The organism is Candidatus Tisiphia endosymbiont of Nemotelus uliginosus, assembly GCF_964264835.1.
Lineage (GTDB): Bacteria > Pseudomonadota > Alphaproteobacteria > Rickettsiales > Rickettsiaceae > Tisiphia.
Window position 1 is genome coordinate 511,171 of record NZ_OZ183485.1, and the last position, 16,739, is coordinate 527,909.

At 34.2% G+C, this 16,739-nt stretch carries 14 protein-coding genes, 1 tRNA gene and 1 pseudogene; 9 read left to right on the forward strand and 7 right to left on the reverse strand.

Features of this window, described 5'->3' with window-relative positions:
- Window positions 1-33: 33 nt before the first annotated feature.
- Together ACFELV_RS02245 and ACFELV_RS02250 are read right to left on the reverse strand one after the other, a co-directional pair.
- Window positions 34-1,575 (reverse strand): ankyrin repeat domain-containing protein, encoded by a 1,542-nt coding sequence (locus ACFELV_RS02245; RefSeq protein ID WP_375326570.1) that lies wholly within the window; start codon window positions 1,573-1,575, stop codon window positions 34-36.
- 221 nt (window positions 1,576-1,796) lie between these two features.
- Window positions 1,797-3,347, reverse strand: a complete 1,551-nt coding sequence (locus tag ACFELV_RS02250; protein ID WP_375326571.1) for a toprim domain-containing protein — start codon at window positions 3,345-3,347, stop codon at window positions 1,797-1,799.
- Window positions 3,348-3,560: 213 nt separating this feature from the next.
- On the opposite strand from ACFELV_RS02250, the gene ACFELV_RS02255 reads away from it, so the two are divergent.
- Window positions 3,561-4,517, forward strand: a complete 957-nt coding sequence (locus ACFELV_RS02255) for a transposase (protein WP_375326263.1) — start codon at window positions 3,561-3,563, stop codon at window positions 4,515-4,517.
- A 220-nt stretch (window positions 4,518-4,737) separates the two neighbouring features.
- The gene (locus ACFELV_RS02260; protein ID WP_375327491.1) at window positions 4,738-6,063 is read left to right on the forward strand and encodes a DUF2748 family protein; all 1,326 of its coding nucleotides are present in this window, start codon (window positions 4,738-4,740) and stop codon (window positions 6,061-6,063) included.
- Window positions 6,064-6,203: 140 nt separating this feature from the next.
- Here ACFELV_RS02260 and ACFELV_RS02265 read toward each other — a convergent pair whose 3' ends face one another.
- Window positions 6,204-7,199, reverse strand: a complete 996-nt coding sequence (locus ACFELV_RS02265; RefSeq protein WP_375326572.1) for an Mrp/NBP35 family ATP-binding protein — start codon at window positions 7,197-7,199, stop codon at window positions 6,204-6,206.
- Window positions 7,200-7,342: 143 nt separating this feature from the next.
- On the opposite strand from ACFELV_RS02265, the gene hflK reads away from it, so the two are divergent.
- The 6 genes from hflK (at window position 7,343) to ACFELV_RS02295 (ending at window position 13,489) form a co-directional block, all read left to right on the forward strand.
- Window positions 7,343-8,419 (forward strand): FtsH protease activity modulator HflK, encoded by a 1,077-nt coding sequence (gene hflK / locus ACFELV_RS02270; protein WP_375326573.1) that lies wholly within the window; start codon window positions 7,343-7,345, stop codon window positions 8,417-8,419.
- 6 nt (window positions 8,420-8,425) lie between these two features.
- Window positions 8,426-9,283, forward strand: a complete 858-nt coding sequence (hflC, locus tag ACFELV_RS02275; protein WP_375326574.1) for a protease modulator HflC — start codon at window positions 8,426-8,428, stop codon at window positions 9,281-9,283.
- A 17-nt stretch (window positions 9,284-9,300) separates the two neighbouring features.
- Window positions 9,301-10,848, forward strand: coding sequence for a Do family serine endopeptidase (locus ACFELV_RS02280; protein WP_375326575.1), 1,548 nt, complete (start codon window positions 9,301-9,303; stop codon window positions 10,846-10,848).
- A 315-nt stretch (window positions 10,849-11,163) separates the two neighbouring features.
- A complete protein-coding gene (locus tag ACFELV_RS02285; protein ID WP_375326576.1) occupies window positions 11,164-11,916 on the forward strand; it encodes a rhodanese-like domain-containing protein in 753 nt (250 codons plus the stop codon).
- Between the two features lie 274 nt (window positions 11,917-12,190).
- Window positions 12,191-13,270 carry an IS4 family transposase gene (locus ACFELV_RS02290; protein WP_375326208.1) on the forward strand — a complete coding sequence of 360 codons (1,080 nt, stop codon included), beginning with the start codon at window positions 12,191-12,193 and terminating at the stop codon, window positions 13,268-13,270.
- A 12-nt stretch (window positions 13,271-13,282) separates the two neighbouring features.
- Window positions 13,283-13,489 (forward strand): hypothetical protein, encoded by a 207-nt coding sequence (locus ACFELV_RS02295; RefSeq protein WP_375326577.1) that lies wholly within the window; start codon window positions 13,283-13,285, stop codon window positions 13,487-13,489.
- A 236-nt stretch (window positions 13,490-13,725) separates the two neighbouring features.
- Here ACFELV_RS02295 and ACFELV_RS02300 read toward each other — a convergent pair.
- Window positions 13,726-13,813 (reverse strand) — tRNA-Ser (locus ACFELV_RS02300).
- A gap of 176 nt (window positions 13,814-13,989) precedes the next feature.
- Window positions 13,990-14,634 (reverse strand): endonuclease III, encoded by a 645-nt coding sequence (gene nth, locus ACFELV_RS02305; protein ID WP_375326578.1) that lies wholly within the window; start codon window positions 14,632-14,634, stop codon window positions 13,990-13,992.
- 51 nt (window positions 14,635-14,685) lie between these two features.
- Between nth and grxD the strand changes: the two genes are divergently transcribed.
- The gene (grxD, locus tag ACFELV_RS02310) at window positions 14,686-15,030 is read left to right on the forward strand and encodes a Grx4 family monothiol glutaredoxin (protein ID WP_375326579.1); all 345 of its coding nucleotides are present in this window, start codon (window positions 14,686-14,688) and stop codon (window positions 15,028-15,030) included.
- 147 nt (window positions 15,031-15,177) lie between these two features.
- Here the strand turns inward: grxD and fmt are convergent.
- A pseudogene (gene fmt, locus ACFELV_RS02315) lies at window positions 15,178-16,089 on the reverse strand (methionyl-tRNA formyltransferase); the annotation flags it as partial.
- Window positions 16,086-16,613, reverse strand: a complete 528-nt coding sequence (gene def / locus ACFELV_RS02320; RefSeq protein ID WP_375326580.1) for a peptide deformylase — start codon at window positions 16,611-16,613, stop codon at window positions 16,086-16,088. The pseudogene fmt and the gene def, both read right to left, overlap by 4 nt.
- Between the last annotated feature and the right edge of the window lie 126 nt (window positions 16,614-16,739).

Below are 16,739 nucleotides of genomic sequence, written 5' to 3' on the forward strand. Positions count from 1 at the left end.
GGTAATGGATGTAATAGCGTGCATGCTTTTTTATTACATTAATGAGCATTTTGTCTCTTTATTTAAAGAGCTTTTCTTACTAGGAGTATTTGAAGGTTTTACTTCGGATGTTCCAACTTCTGAAGGGGCAGAGTGAAATACGCCACCTGCTATTTCTTTGGCTTCGGAAGCTGTATTTTCTTGATTTACGTTAACACTCTTATCATGTTCTTTCTCAAACATTTTTATGAAAGAACGCATAATAGGGTTATTAACGTCTGTTCTTTGGTTTAATCCCTTTATTATATCAGTTAATTTAGTGGCTAGAATTGCAGGTCGTTCTAGGGGATCTACTGGAAGATATTGACGCATATTATTTATTACTGCCTGAAACATCATCTCAGGATTTTGTTGTATTATTTTTACTGGTAGAGCTATATCACGTCTAGGATTATTACCTTTATTTTGGGCGTTAATATTGCCCCCACCCTCTATTATTGCTTTTATTACCTCTAAGTTTCCATTTTGGGTTACCAGATGTAGAGGAGTGTCATAATTAGGCAAATTTTTAGCATTTATAGGAACTTTAGCTTGTATTAACTTCTTTACTGCGTCTAGGTGTCCCTTACTTGCTGCCACAAGCAGAATAGTGTCGCCATTATTTTCCTTAGCATTAACATCAGAGAGAGGTATTAACTCTTTTACTAAACCTAAGTCTCCACGGCGTACTAGCGTATGTAGAGCAGTTCTACCATTACGGGCCTTAGCTTTAGCATCAATATAAGGTACTAATTCCTTCATTACGTCTAAGCGGTTATGCATTCCGGCAACATCCAAAGCAGTCGTATCAAAATTGTCATAAGCGTTAACATCAGAGTGAGATATTAACTTCTTTACTATATCTAAATGTCCATAGTATGCTGCCGCATGTAGAGCAGTTTGACCTTCCCTGTTCTTAGCTTTAACATTAGAGTAAGGTATTAACTCTTTTACTACGTCTACTGACCCCCCAAATCCTGCTGCCAGATGCAGAGGAGTATTGCCCCTATTGTCTTTAGCTTTAACATCAGAGTGAGATATTAACTGCTTTACTGCCTTTAAATCTCCACGTTCTGCTGCCAGGTGCAGAGCAGTCTTACCCTCTCCTTCTTGAATTCCGTACAGTATCGGTTTTTCATAGAGAGGCTTTTTACCGAGCAACTCATCCAATTGTTGTGTGCAAAAATTAGCTCTATCTTCTCGATTTCCTTCTTTGGCAAATTTATAGAACTCCTTGATTATCTCTTGCTGTACCGGCTTTAATCCAGGATGGTCGTCTAATATCCTCACAAATTGCCTTAACCCAGTTTCGAGAATTTTTATATCTCTTATATCTTTTGGCTCTGTTGAATTTATTGGAAAAGGTTCACTTTTATTAACAAATAACTGCACACGTTGTACTGCTTCTTGTAGGTCTTGCGGCAGAATACCAGTTACGTGCCTATCTGAATTATCATTAAATTTTACTTTTTTACTAACTTCTGGATGGCCTTCAATTATACTTTTTATGTTTTTAACAATGAGCTCCTTCCGATCCCCTCTCTCACTTTTTGCCATTTTATCTACCCATTTTATTTTTTATTATTTACATTTTAATTTGCTATTTGGTTTAGTTGACATTAATTAAGAATTTTCAGTGCATTTCCCATTCCTATCTATTGAAAAAGTTAACTAATTGTATCACAAATTAAGTGGACCACTAATAGATAATTAATTTACTGTTAACTATTTTATTTAGTAATGAGTTAAAAAGTTACCCTCACATATTTAGGGTAATTTTAAATTCCTCTCACTAATATTCCTTTATTTTTCTGTATCTCTGCTCCATTCTTTAACTCCAGCTTTATTTCTTTACCCACCGTTGATTCTGGCTTAATATACTGCATTACTTGTTTATCTTTACCTATGGCTCTAAGGTAATCTTCTGGCACTACGTGGCTTTTGCCTTTAAAGTCGTGTATGACTATATCGCAAAATCTGGTATCACCTAAGTTATAATTTGGATCAAATTTGTTTTTCATGGTTTGTAAATCTGTGGTTATTTTTTGCTCAATTGCTGTAGAGCAGGTTTTACGGCTATAGGTAATGAAAGTTTCTAGTCCTTGTTGTTTATATATTTGTAGAGCAGTGGTGATATTTTCTGCTGAGCCAAATCTCTCTAATGATTTTATCGCATTCCGGAAATTTTGTAGTGTCTGAACATTATTAGCAGTTGCTACCTTGGAAAATTCTAGTTCTATAGACTTGAGCTGATTATTCTGATGGCCTGTTGCTAATTTCTCAATCTTTGGTACTAGTAGGTTACGGATAGAGTCTATTCCTTGAGTTTTAAGTAGATCATTGAAATCTCCAGGCTCTTTAGGCATTGTGATTAAAACTATAGCACCTTTTTGTTCTAATGTTTCCTTGGCGTTTGTTATAACTTTCAGAGAGGGAGCATTTTGACCATCATTATCGGCAGCGATTATAATCCTTTCGTTTGTTTGTGGTTGGTAGTTTTTGATATTACTAACTCCAAGGCTGCATAGGATTTTACCTTTTAGTCCTGCTTCTTGAAGGCTTAAAGCAGTTTCCACTCCTTCTGCGATAATAGTGATATTGTGTTTTTGGTCACTATCTCGTTGAATTTCTACAAAAGAACTACTAATTTTACCAAAAGAACGTTTATTAGCCGTAATATCAGCTTTGGAGCCGGTTTCTTTATTTAAATAAATAGTTTGTCCGCCGGTGATTTGACCTTCTTTGTCCCTGGCAAAAGCAATTAGGGCCGGGTAATGTTGTTTGCTGGTATTATCCCACATCATACTAGTGCGGAGATCTTGGCTTAGCTGATATTTGGTTAGAATTATTTCAATTCCCCGATGTTCTGATAAATATTTTCTTGCGACATTTTGAGAGGTGGAATATTTAATGGAATCTGATTTTTCGTATAAAACTTGGGCGTATTTGATTTTAGCTTCTGCAACATGTTGTTCCTTTTGATCCTGAGTTTTGGTTTTTTGGTAAAATGCGTCTGCCGCCAGATCTTTTAGCCAGGTTGCTTTATTTTGATAGTTATTAGCCATGCCAACCATATCTTGCAGATATTCTTTAGCTTGCATAAAATTGCAGTTCTTTTCTCTTTGCACTAAAGTAAATAAATCTCCACCTAGGTCATTGCTAAAGTCATGCCAGATACCGGCTTTACTACCTATGATTTTCATCACTATTTTGCCATTCTCTCCCAAGCGCAGCGTGTGGTTATTAGATAAATATTTATTTGGTGAACCCAAAAGAGAGTAAGCTACTTTTTCCGCTCGATAGGATAGTTGTCGTTTTAAGTCAGTCATTTCTTGTTGGCGCTACGAGTTAATAAGATATTGCTTATGGGAATAGGAATTATCAGCCAAAGTAGGAGGATTGGTGCTGCTATAGAGACTGTTAGACTTCAGATCATTCTTAACTTTTGTTATTCCTTGCTGCCTTACCACCCGACTTAAATTGCTAGAAGTAAAAAAGCGTGATAATATGATCTCCAAATATAATAATCATTGGAGAATAAGATGCGAATATTTACTGGAGGAGTAGCTCATATAGCAAAGGTAATTGAAGAGGATTTAGGTAGTCGAGTTACTGGTTTGCATAAGTCGCATATAAGTGGGATTGCTGATTTGGCAGCATCTGCATTAAGCTGTAGCAGCGTCAATAGTGGAGAGTGGATTGCGGTATTGCCCCGTAAGACAGGAGATGTTAAATCGAAAGAAAGGTATATTAGTAGATTGTTATCTAACTGTTTGATAGAACCTAAGCCGGTTATGCATGGTTTTGTTCCGGAAATAATTACGATGGCCGCTAGCAAAGAAAAGACTGCTATATTGATATTGGACCAAAGTAAAATATCCACTAATTTTGAATGTTTGATGATTTCGTTGAGAGTTGGTGAAAGAGCCATGCCAATTGCATGGAAGGTTGAAAAAACTCAAGGAGCCATTGGCTTTGAGGTGCAAGAATCATTAATCAAGGATGTAGCTAAAATGATACCTGAAGGTGTTAAGATCTTGCTTGCAGCCAATCGGTTTTATGGTACACACTCGTTAATTAATTTATGTCAATCTCTTGGATGGAGCTATCGAGTAAGACTTAAATCTAATCTTATACTGATGCAAGAAGGAGGGGAAATCACTACAGGTGATGCAGTCAATATGAAGCTGACATCTTTAGAAAATCAAACTTTTCACAATACCAATGTTACAACTAATATAGGTATTTTACAAGAAGCTGGTTGCAAAGAGCCGTGGATTATTGCTATGGATTGCCTACCATCAAAATACAGAGTACTTGATTATGGGATGAGATGGGGCATAGAATGTATGTTTTCTGATTTTAAATCACGAGGATTTTCTATAACCAAAACACATTTACAGCATGAAGATAGGATTGAACGTCTTATTTTAGTACTGACTGTTGCTTTATTTTGGGCTATCTCTACTGGGGCTATATCTTCAAAAAAAACTTTATAGATCCACAATATCACTATTTAAACAGGGCTTAAGATTCTTATTACATGCCGCTCTCAACCTACCTGAAATACCTAAATTATGGCTCTATAAATATTCAGTCGGGTGGTAAGGAGGCGATCTCTATTCATTGACAAATCACTTTAATTATGCTTATTATTTAAAAAGTCATATAAGAGCTGGGCAATAGAGGCTCTAATAGTAATCATTAATTTATAATGTGATGAGTTCCATTTATCATATACTTGATAAAGTACCGGCGTTTTTTCCTGAAGATATGCAGTTAGAGTATGAACAATTAGCGCAGCAATTAATTAAATCAGGTAATCTTAGGATCGATACTGATACTAGTAGTAATTTTGCCAGATTTTCTGATCCGAAATTTAATATCAGCAGGATGGTAAGCAAAGAAGAGATCACAGATCCTGCATTAATACCTCAAACTAATCAATTATTTCAGTCTTTATATAAATCCAATATATCCACTCAAAAATTAGCATCTATTTATAAAGATTTGCATAAACAAATTCAGAAATTACAACCGGTTAAAAAAGAAATTACCGAGAAATTAGCCAGAATTTTTGTGCAAGCTGCTCATCCAATAGTAATCAGGTGGCTACTACATGATAAAGTGCAAGTATTTATTACCTATTCTCATAATATTGGCGATATGATGAATATAGTTGACTGGCAACGTTCTGGGGGTAATAGTGGTATGCAAAGCACTGATGGCAAAAATGTTGCGGTTTTTGTCTCATGTGGAGGGGATCCGTTTGCGCAAAACAATATAGAACACCCAACTTTTGGCGATGGGTGGGCAGCGATAGCGCGGTTGCAAATCATCGCAGGTCAAGAGTTAGGGCATTTCGCTGATATTAAAAGAGATGAAAAAGGTAGACAAATTAGCCGTCATTCCGCCAATTTTGCTGGCACCAGGGCAGCCCCTCATGTTAAACAAGCACGAAGAAATGACCTTATTAATTGCGATAAATTATTATCTACACTTCTCAACTTAGGAATGGAGAAAATGATTCATTACGAAGAAAAGATAAAATTTTATGATAAAAATAACTTAAGGGGTGTGCGGTTTTATCAAGCAAAGTTATTGTCTCTAATAAATAAATATAGATTTTTATTAAATATTCATGCAAGAAAATTATTGTTTGTCAAAAGATTTGCCACTGATCAATATATGGGTTTAATGATTAGAGCTATGATTAAAGATATGCAATTCAATTTAGCACCGATCGCCGACGTCTATAAAGACAGTAATCCTGAGGTTGAAGAAACAATAGCTTGTATTGAAGCGTTAGCAAGGGTGCCGCAGCAAGTTATGAAATGGGGTTATTTAACAACTATGGCAACAATGCAAGGATTATATAGAGTATATTATAATGAAGTCATTCCTTCTTTAATTACTAACTATGAATTGATGACTAAAGAACGATATAAACGTGACCTATCAAAATCACAATCCCTTATTAATTTGTGGCATAGGTTTAATATCTTTAGACGCAAACAAAGAGCAAGGCCAGTAAGAGAGATATAATAGACTTCTTTTAGAGCTCGGCTCTGGTAGGGAATTTGAAGTTAACTCTTCGCTTCAAACTGCAGTGTATGTGAGGAGCAGAAGATCATGAAGTACGACGAACATAGATAATTTAGTTCCCGGAAATGGTATAAGAAAGTTTAAATAAAGCCTTTAAGTGGTAAATTAATGATACCAGCTAGAGTAATACTGTTATCACAATTATATGATAATCTTGGGTCCAGAGGAATTTTACCGACAAAGGGAATATTATGTTCTGCAGCAAAATTTTTACCCGAATTTTGGCTAAAAGTTTGAATGATTTTTTGCGATCCGGGTTCAACTAAATAACTCATATTTTCTATAATTCCTAGAATTGGTAAATTAAATTTTTTATATAAGTCAATTGATCTTACTACATCTATTTGAGACATTTTGTGAGGGGTGGTGACTATTATTACTCCATCTAATTGATAATTTTCTAAAATACTTAAATGAATATCGCCAGTACCTGGGGGCATATCAATAATTAGGTAATCTAACTCGCTCCAATCAGTTAAAGATAAAAGTTGATAAATTGTTTTACTTGCTATTGGGCCCCGCCAAATAGCAGCTGAGTGATTCTGAATAAGCAGTCCTATAGAAATAATTTTAATATTCCTTGATTCTAAAGGAATCATCTTATTATTCACCATCTCTGGTACCCCACTAACACCAAATATATGAGGGATTGAAGGGCCATAAATATCTGCATCCATTATCCCTACTTTATACCCTTGCATATTTAATTGCTCGGCAATTAATGCTGCAACAGTGGATTTACCGACACCGCCCTTACCAGAGGCAATTAATATTATCTTTTTTACCCCGGCGATCAGATGTTTCACTTTACTATTATGGGGCTTTTTTACTATTTCCCGGTTGTTAGTTAAAGCGATAGTTATTTTACCAATATTAGGTATTTCCATAAGCTTATTGATCGCTTGATTTCTAATATGATTCACTACCTGAAGATCTTGATTAAGTGTATCAATGGCAAAACCAATATTGTTATCTTTAATTATGATGTTAGAGATAACATTTATCAATTTTGTATTATCATTAAAGGTAATATCTGAAATCTTCCTTAAGATCTCTTGCTTATTTATATTAATCATTGTTTTGTTATATAAAAATTGCCTTAACTTAGCTAGATAGTAACAGCTTGACGTAAAGATAGATACAGGATATAGTACTCTATTAATGGATTCTTGTCGATATCTCTATAATGTATCAATTAATCAAAAGGCAATAATAACATATGTTTAAACAAATATATGCGCAAATTATGAAAAAATCTCCTTGGGAAGATTTTGATCAGGATAATGAAAAAACTGAATATAACATATTTACTAAACCTAGGAAAAAAAATAATTTTCATTTTAATGACTTCTATAGTAAATTTAGTTTTAATAATAATGTAGTGATATTAATTTTATTATCATTAGCTGCTATTTGGTTTGCCTCCGGAATTTATGAAGTAAAAGAAGGAGAAGAAGCAGCAGTCATGAGGTTTGGCAAATTTGTCCGTAAAGGATCTCCTGGCTTAAATTACCACCTACCCCTTCCTTTCGAACAAGTAATAATCGAAAAAGTGAATCAATCACGTCGAATCGAGATAGGATATAGATCTAGCAGTAGTTTTAGGCCTAATATTGGTATAGATAATACTAAAACTATAGTAGCAGAAAGCACTATGCTCACAGGAGATGAAAATATTGTAGCGTTAAATTGTGACGTTATGTGGCACATTAGTGATTTAGAGAAATTTATTTTCAATATAGTAAACCCAGAAGAGTCAGTCAAAACTGCAGCTGAAAGTGCTATAAGAGAAGTAGTGGGTAATACCCCTATCTCTTCTATATTATCTGATCAGAAGCAAGAAATTACTAATAAGATTGAATTATTAACCCAAAAAATTCTAGATCAGTATAAAGCAGGCGTTAACATAGAAAAAGTGCAATTACTTAAGGCAGAACCTCCGGCCGAGGTAATAGATGCTTACCGAGATGTACAAACTTCTAAGGCTGATAAAGAACGTGAAATAAATCAAGCTCAATCATATAATAATGACATTCTGCCTAAAGCCCGCGGGGAAGCAGCTAAAATTGTTCAAGAAGCAGAAGGGTATAGACAAGCAGTAATCTCAAAAGCGGAGGGTGACACTAAAAGGTTTGCCGCTATTTATAAACAATATCTGGCTAACAAATTGCTCACTAAAGATCGACTTTATTTGGAATCTATAGAAAAAGTTCTAGAAGGCACTAATAAAGTTATTATGAGCACTAATGGGGTGTTGCCGCATATGGCAATTCAACAAAGTAAAATTAAGGAATAGTGCTATATGAAAATAATTTATTACGTAAGTTTTGTAGTTCTGGGGTTATTGTTACTCACTACTAATGCTTTATTTACTGTTGATCAGCGCTATTCTGCAGTAGTATTCCAATTTGGGGAAGCTCTAAGAACTATTGATAATCCTGGATTAAATATCAAATTCCCTTTTATTCAAAATGTTGAATTTTTTGACAAACGAATTTTAAATGTGGAGGCAGAGGCGAAAGAATTGACTGCTTCGGATGGCAAAAGGGTAATGGTAGATGCTTTTGCTAAATTTAAGATTACCGATCCTGTGATGTTTTATAAAACTGTTCATAATTATCAAGGAGTAAAAATTCGGATTAATAAAATCTTAGAATCCTCCATGAGAAAAGTGATCGGTAGAGTACCTTTAACTAGCCTCCTTACTAGTGAAAGATCTGAGATAATGTTGAATATTTTAACACAGGTCAATAAGGAAGCGCAAAATTTTGGCCTTGCGGTAATAGACGTTAGAATTTTACGAACCGATCTTCCTAAGGAAAACAGCGCAGCAATTTATCGTCGTATGCAAACTGCTCGTGAAAAAGAGGCTACCCAAATAAGAGCAGAAGGACAGGAAGAAGGCGCCCGTATCAGGTCTAAAGCTGATAAGGAAAGTAAAATATTATTAGCTGAAGCTTATATGCAAGCGCAAATAATCAAAGGTGAAGGAGAGGGAGAAGCAGGCAGAATATATAATCAGGTTTATTCTATTGATCCTGAATTTTATAAATTTTATAGATCATTAGAAGTGTATAAAAATGCATTTAAAAAGGAGGATACTTCTTTGGTGCTTTCACCGGAGGCCGAGTTATTAAAATATCTCAATTTAGGTAAATAATAATTATTATTTGGTATATGATTATAAGTATTTTTAAGTTTGATAATTTGTTAAAAATTTTATTTTTAATTATTAATCTATCTTTTCTATCTTGCATTTTTGCTGAAGATATTACTCCACCTCCAAATATACTGCCTTTGGAACGCAAAGAATTAGAGATACCGCCAGTAAAAGTGCCAGCAACATCTCATTATAATAGTTTCGCAGATATTGTAGAACCATTAGCTCCAGCAGTAGTCAATATATATACTGTACAATACCACTCCAAATTAGACAATACACAAACAAAACCTTTTGCAAAATTTCCTCTCGAACATTTTAATGAGCTTTTAGAAAAATTTAATATCCCTTTTAATTTTGATGAAATATATTCTAACCCTAAATCTATTCCTTTAGGCTCTGGCTTTATTATAGACCCTGCTGGCTATATAGTTACTAATCACCATGTCATCGAAAATGCAGATAAGATCTACATTAAATTAATGGATAATAGAGAATTCTCGGCTACCTTAATAGGAAGTGATAAGAAAACTGATTTAGCTCTTATAAAAATTGATAGTGATGGGACGTTGCCATTTGTAAAATTTGGGGATTCAGGGAAAGCAAGAGTAGGAGATTGGGTAATAGCGATTGGTAACCCCTTTGGTAAGCTTGGAGGCACTGTTACAGCTGGTATTATATCTTCAAAAGGGCGTGATATTGATGACAATACTAATGTTATAGTAGATTTTATACAGACGGATGCAGCCATTAATAATGGTAATTCTGGAGGTCCTATGTTTGATGTAGAAGGTCAAGTGATAGGAGTCAATACATCTATTTTTTCTCCTTCAGGAGTGAATATTGGTATAGGATTTGCTATCCCATCCAATACTACTAAGTTCGTTATAGATCAGTTAAAGAAAAATGGTAAAATTAATCGTGGCAGATTTGGAGTAATCATTCAAGAAGTAACGCATGAAATTGCTGAAGGATTAGACTTAAAAGAAGCGATAGGAGCATTGGTAGTAGAAGTAAAGAAAGGAGGTGCAGCGGATAATTTTGGTATCAAGCCTGGTGATGTTATAACAGAATTTGCTGGACAACCGGTAAAAAATTCAAGAAAATTACAAATATTGGTTGCTGAAACACCTGTAGATCAAGAAATAAAAATTATAGTAGTGCGCGATGGAAATAATCAAGAGTTAAGCGGTAAAATCAATGATACCGATCTAGAGCAGCACAAAGCAGTAAACGAAAACGTCATACTCAAGAATGACGATACTAATTCTTCAATGATCAAAGGTAATGTCACTTTTCATAATCTCACGGAGGATATTAAGCAAAAATTTGCTATTAAGGGCCCGGCTAAAGGTGTGATCGTTACCGATGTAATAAAAAATGAAAAAAATTATGATTTTAAAATTGGGGACTTAATAGTTGCCAGTAAACAGCAACCAATAGAATCTATTGCCCAATTAAGTTTATTATATGAAAATGCAAAAAATGCTAACAAACAAAATATAATTTTGTTAATTAAACGACGTAATAATTCTATTTTTGTCCCTTTGCCAGTAATAGATTAGGCCTGTGTGAAAGAAATTTTTTTAGAAGTGATTTATAGAGCATCTTAATCGAAAAATAGTGGAAATTTTGCAGATAAAATACGCATAAATCAAACTATAAAAATTTCCTTCACACAGGCCTAAAACTAATTGTTAAATTTAAATGCCTAAGTTATACCAAGTTGCTTTCAAGACAGTAGTAGGAGTATGAGTGGTGAGGCACGCGGAACCTAGTAGATCTAGGGGAGCATGACGAATCCCGAAATACGATGACCTAATGTGAAGAAAGCAATGTGGTATTATAGGTTTCTATGTCTATATAGAGATTGTTTTATTATGGATCATAACGTTAAAATAGTAATATTAAGTTTTTATAGTTTTGTTAATATTAAAGATTTAGAATTGATATTACCGAAGATTTTATATATTGGTAAAAAACTACGGGTTAGAGGTACTATCCTCTTAGCTTACGAAGGTTTTAATGGTTCGGTATCTGGTATAGAAACAGAAGTAAAGCTACTATTACAAGAAATTATAAAACTTACTGCAGCCCCTACTGTGAATAGTAAGGTCAATTATTGTGATAAACACCCTTTTCATAAATTAAAAGTAAAGCTTAAAAAAGAAATAATTTCCATGGCGATAGAGAATCTTGATACTTCCAGCCTTAAAGGTGAATATATTGAACCAAAAGATTGGGACAAATTTATTAGTCAAGATGATGTAGTAGCGATAGATACTAGAAATAGGTACGAAACTACTATTGGTAGTTTTAAAGGGTCTCTAGTGCCAAATACAGATACATTTAAGCAATTTCCCAATTGGTTAATAGAAAACAAAGAATTATTTTCAGGAAAAAAAATTGCCATGTTTTGTACTGGAGGCATTAGGTGTGAAAAATCAACCGCTTTTTCCAGAACGATAGGTTTGAAGGAGGTATATCATCTCAAGGGAGGCATTTTACAATATTTGGCAGAGACCAACAATAATAATAATGTATGGTATGGAGAATGCTTTGTATTTGATGATAGGAGAGCTGTCGCAAGTGATTTAGCTCCAGCTGCAGGATATTGGCTAGAGCGTAAATAAACTTCGTGCGTCTAAACTGCTTACACAATGCGTTACTAAATATACTCAGTTAATCTAAAAAACCGGATTTTCTTTGCCAGCAGTAGGGGCGTAGCGTGGCAGTAACATACTAATATATGAGCAAAGCTAAATCCTAGAAAACATGTAAAAACAATTGTTAACAACAAATGAGTCATAGTACCCCACAGATTTTACAGGAGGGTTAAAATAATAAATTGAATAAGTGACTGAGAGTCACTAATCTCCGCTGAGAAACAAGCAACAGGAGGTATTAATGGACTCTCAATCACTATACCAAATATTATACATATTTTTAGATTGGCACCCAGCACGAATTAAAACATTTGCAGAATTAATTTGTGCAGTAGTAAAAGCTAAAACTGTGAGAATCAAAGAATTAGCACTGTATGTCGCTTCTAAAGGCAATTTGCATGCCAAGATTGTTAAAGTTGAGCGTTTGCTTTTAGAACAAAATATGTGCTTTATAAGTTTAGGGAAAATTATTGTTAAATTGCTCTGTCTAACAGGTAAAATTAGCCTTGCCATAGATAGAACCAGCTGGCAATTTGGTATTAAAAATTTGAATTTTTTTGTTGCAACTATCGTTTATGGTAATATTTCAATTCCTATAGCATGGTTGTTACTTGATAAAAAAGGCAACTCTTCTACTAATGAAAGAAAGAAATTGATTGAGCAAATTTTAACAATTATACCTAAGGAAATGATAGAGCTTATCCTTGCCGATCGGGAATTTGTTGGTGAGGAATGGTTGCAATATATGGGTGGAATCCAAAAATTACCTTTTGCTATCAGGCTAAGAAAAAGTGAGAAGGTCAAGCATTTCAACGGTGGCAAGATGAAGTTGAATAAATGTTTTGCCGATATGCAAATGGGTGACACTAAAACTATAGAAAGCAAAATTTACAATGGTATGGCAATTAAAATAACTTGTTTGCAATTAGAAAGAGAGCAACTATTTATTGCTAGTAATGTGCTTATTGGTGAATGTGCTTTGCTAGCATATAAGCAGAGGTGGAGCATTGAGCGACCTTTTCTGTCTCTCAAGTCATCTGGATTTAATATTGAAGATACCCACATTACAGATCAAAAAAAGCTGGAAAAACTATTTGCAATAGTATCTTTATCCTTAGCTATTTGCGTGCTTGCTGGTGACATTAAGAACAAAATTTATCCTATAAAGATCAAAAAACATGGTCGTAAATTATACTCATTATTTACTTACGGATTTGATTGGATAAAAGATTATTTTTATAACTCGTTAAGTGATACCCCTGCTATGTTGTTTTCATTACTACGAAAACACATTATGCATGCTTTTCAACTTCAACAATAAGTGTGGGGTACTATGATATTAATTACAATTGTAGATAACGATTTTTACAACGGTGTATTTCAATTTGAAAAACTATCAGAGCAATTAAATATACCAAAACCCACCAAATATAAATTTGATCCAAGAGATTATCCTGAATATGAACACACTATGACACACCAAGGTGAAAGCGGAATAGAGAATTATAATAAATTTGCTACTTGGGAATTTAGAATATGAACCCACTTTGTATGTTTGAAATTTATGGAAACATGGTATCGTTGGAAGAAAGAACGATAAATATTGTGGTAGTAACATATCTAGAAAAAGACGATTATCTTTAACTTTTAGAACAGTAATTTTACAAAAAGGTAACAATTTACCCCTAGCACAGTTATCATAGCTAACAGCTATATTTTAAAGCAACATATGAATTTGTGTTTAAGAGCTAGAGCAAACCTAAGCCTAATAGGTATTGGCGGAGAGAAGGGGATTTGAACCCCTGACACGTTGCCGTGAACACGCTTTCCAGGCGTGCGCCTTAAACCACTCGGCCACCTCTCCAGTGATTATTGCTTAAACTTTTTCCATTCTAAATAACAGTAATTATTCTTACTGAGAATGGTCTTATTACAAATGGTCTTATTATAAATAAGAAAAAATGTGCTTCGTAAATAAACATTTTGATTTATAAAACACAGCCTAATAGGTAAATGCATTATAGTAATTTAACCTAATCTCTACTTAACTATAGAATTTATATTAGCGTAATATTCACAGTAATCTTTAACAGGACAACTAGGACAGCTGGGGGACCTAGCCTTGCAAATATACCTACCCAGCAATATTAACCAATGATGCGCATATTTCATCCACTTTATATCAATAGAGTTAAGTAGTTCCTGTTCTACCTTAGCAGTAGTGTGGCCGTGAGCTAGCCCTAATCGGCGCGCCACTCGAAATACATGAGTATCTACTGCCATAGTAGCCTTATCAAACAGACAGTTTAATATTACATTTGCTGTTTTCCTGCCCACCCCTGGTAGTTTTATTAAATCTTCTAAATTATCAGGCACCTTGCTATCATACTTATCTATTAAAATTTGACAAAGTGCAATAATATTTTTTGCTTTTGTTATAAATAAACCTATTGATTTGATATAATCCCTTAATTTGATTTCTCCTAGCTCTAATATTTGTTGTGGAGTATTATAATTTGTAAATAATACACTGGTAGCTTTGTTAACTGAAGCATCAGTTGCTTGAGCCGATAATATAACTGCTATCAGCAGTGTAAAGTTATTAACATATTGCAGTTCTGTCCTAGGAGTAGGGTTAGCTTTGCTTAAGGTGCTAAAAATTTTATCAATTATTTCGGCTTGCATATGGTAGTATTAAAGTATAAAAGGAAGTTATAATTTGTAGCAGGTTTAAAGATGTTAGAAAATAGAAATTTTGATTTTATAAAAAATGAAATTGAAAATAATGAGGTTGTATTATTTATGAAAGGGACTGCTCAGTTTCCCCAATGTGGTTTCTCTTCTACGGTGGTAACAATTCTGAGAAAACTTGGAGTAAAATTCAAAGATATTAATGTTTTAGAGCAACCAAATATACGAGAAGAGATAAAAATTTTTAGTGATTGGCCTACTATCCCTCAGCTCTATATTAAAGGTGAGTTTGTTGGGGGTTGCGATATAGTACGAACCATGTATGAAAACGGCGATTTAATATTATTACTAAAGAATAAAAATATCACAATAGCTCCTAGCTCTGACTAAAATTCATGATTATTTGTTAAATTGAATTTTCGTACTGTAATAGACTTCTAAAGAAGTCTATTTTGCGGGGTTTTCGCTATGCTCACGTACTATTTGTACGCTCCGCGCCTCACCCTTTAAAATAAAATCCACCTCTTGAAATCCATTGAGTGTACTACCTGGTAAGATAGTCTCTCCACGGAGAAACTCATCAACCCCTAATATTTTTCTCCCTTGTTGTTGTAGTTCAGTAATCATCAAGATCCCTTGGCCGCATGCAACAAATAACTTATCATTTATTATAGTACCAGGCAGCATCTGACTATCTATGTTATTGTACTCTGCCTTCAAAATTTTTATTATTTTACCATTATATTCAAAATATACCCCAGGCCAGGGATTCATTCCGCGAATTTTACAATCTATCTTATAGGCACTATCACGCCAATCAATTTTTCCTTCTTCTTTCTTGAGCTTGGGGGCATATGTAATATTTTCTGGGCTTTGAGCAATTCTTGGCAAATTCTCGATATTATCCAAAACATTTAGTAGTAAATTAGATCCTATTACTGCACATTGATCATGTAACAGTGTTAAGGTTATTCTAGGAGGCAATATAAAAGAATGTTGTAATATAATATCACCAGTATCAAACCCTTCATCCATTTGCATTATACATACTGATGTAGTGGTATCACCTGCAATAATAGTACGTTGTAACGGAGCAGCCCCCCTATGCCTTGGTAAACTTGAAGGATGAATGTTAAGGCAACCATATTTCTTAGCTTGAAGGATTAATGGAGGAATTAAAAAACCATAAGCCACCACTATGATTATCTCTGACTTAATGGAATTGATTAAATCGACTGCTTCCTGATTTCTTAAAGTGGTGGGAGTATATACAGGAATATGATACTGTAACGCTAGCTGATGGACAGGTGAGGCAATTTCCTGCAGCCCTCTTCCTTTTGATTTAGGAGGTTGAGTAAATACCGCAGCTACTTGATGCGCTGCAGAATCAATTAGTGCCTGAAGGGATGGTACCGCAAATTCTGGAGTACCCATAAAAATTACTTTCACAAAATATTATTTTTAAGCTTTTTTAACTTCCGTAGGACTACATCTTTTTTAAGTACACTTAAATAGTCAATTAGCAGCTTGCCTACTAAATGGTCCATTTCATGTTGAATAACTCTAGCTAACCAACCCTTAACGTTTAATTCTTGTCTATTATTATGATAATCTAAAAACTGAATACTGATACACTCAGATCTTGCTACTTCTACCCGTTGATGCGGTAAAGATAGGCATCCTTCTGTTGCCACTATTAATTCTTTTGATTGGGCAATTATTTCTGGATCTGCCATAAATAAGGGGTAAAAACCAGCCTCTCTGACGACTTCATCATTATCTTGCAAATCAATTGTTAAGATACATTTCGGAACACCGACTTGTACTGCAGCAAGACCTACACCCTGATCATGATACATAGTCTCTAACATATCATCCATTAACTTTCTTATATCATTAGTTACTTCTCCTACTAGCATTGATTTTTGTTTCAATCGTGGATCTGGAGCAGTCACAAGAGGTAATACAGACATAACTTTAATAAATCAACGAATAGGGCATACGTAAAGTGAGTCGCATACAATCCAACTTTTAACTTATATTATTTTGCATAGTAGTATGCAAATTGGAGATAGCTGTTATATAGTCAATTGATGAGA

Excerpts from the sequence above, each read along its gene's own strand:
- ACFELV_RS02265 (WP_375326572.1), bottom strand. The coding sequence starts at position 7,199 with ATGATTAATATAAATAAGCAAGAGATCTTAAGGAAGATTTCAGATATT.
- ACFELV_RS02280 (WP_375326575.1), top strand. The coding sequence starts at position 9,301 with ATGATTATAAGTATTTTTAAGTTTGATAATTTGTTAAAAATTTTATTT.
- hflC (WP_375326574.1), top strand. The coding sequence starts at position 8,426 with ATGAAAATAATTTATTACGTAAGTTTTGTAGTTCTGGGGTTATTGTTA.
- ACFELV_RS02255 (WP_375326263.1), top strand. The coding sequence starts at position 3,561 with ATGCGAATATTTACTGGAGGAGTAGCTCATATAGCAAAGGTAATTGAA.
- nth (WP_375326578.1), bottom strand. The coding sequence starts at position 14,634 with ATGCAAGCCGAAATAATTGATAAAATTTTTAGCACCTTAAGCAAAGCT.
- ACFELV_RS02295 (WP_375326577.1), top strand. The coding sequence starts at position 13,283 with ATGATATTAATTACAATTGTAGATAACGATTTTTACAACGGTGTATTT.
- grxD (WP_375326579.1), top strand. The coding sequence starts at position 14,686 with ATGTTAGAAAATAGAAATTTTGATTTTATAAAAAATGAAATTGAAAAT.
- ACFELV_RS02250 (WP_375326571.1), bottom strand. The coding sequence starts at position 3,347 with ATGACTGACTTAAAACGACAACTATCCTATCGAGCGGAAAAAGTAGCT.
- ACFELV_RS02260 (WP_375327491.1), top strand. The coding sequence starts at position 4,738 with ATGAGTTCCATTTATCATATACTTGATAAAGTACCGGCGTTTTTTCCT.
- ACFELV_RS02285 (WP_375326576.1), top strand. The coding sequence starts at position 11,164 with ATGGATCATAACGTTAAAATAGTAATATTAAGTTTTTATAGTTTTGTT.
- ACFELV_RS02290 (WP_375326208.1), top strand. The coding sequence starts at position 12,191 with ATGGACTCTCAATCACTATACCAAATATTATACATATTTTTAGATTGG.
- ACFELV_RS02245 (WP_375326570.1), bottom strand. The coding sequence starts at position 1,575 with ATGGCAAAAAGTGAGAGAGGGGATCGGAAGGAGCTCATTGTTAAAAAC.
- hflK (WP_375326573.1), top strand. The coding sequence starts at position 7,343 with ATGTTTAAACAAATATATGCGCAAATTATGAAAAAATCTCCTTGGGAA.
- def (WP_375326580.1), bottom strand. The coding sequence starts at position 16,613 with ATGTCTGTATTACCTCTTGTGACTGCTCCAGATCCACGATTGAAACAA.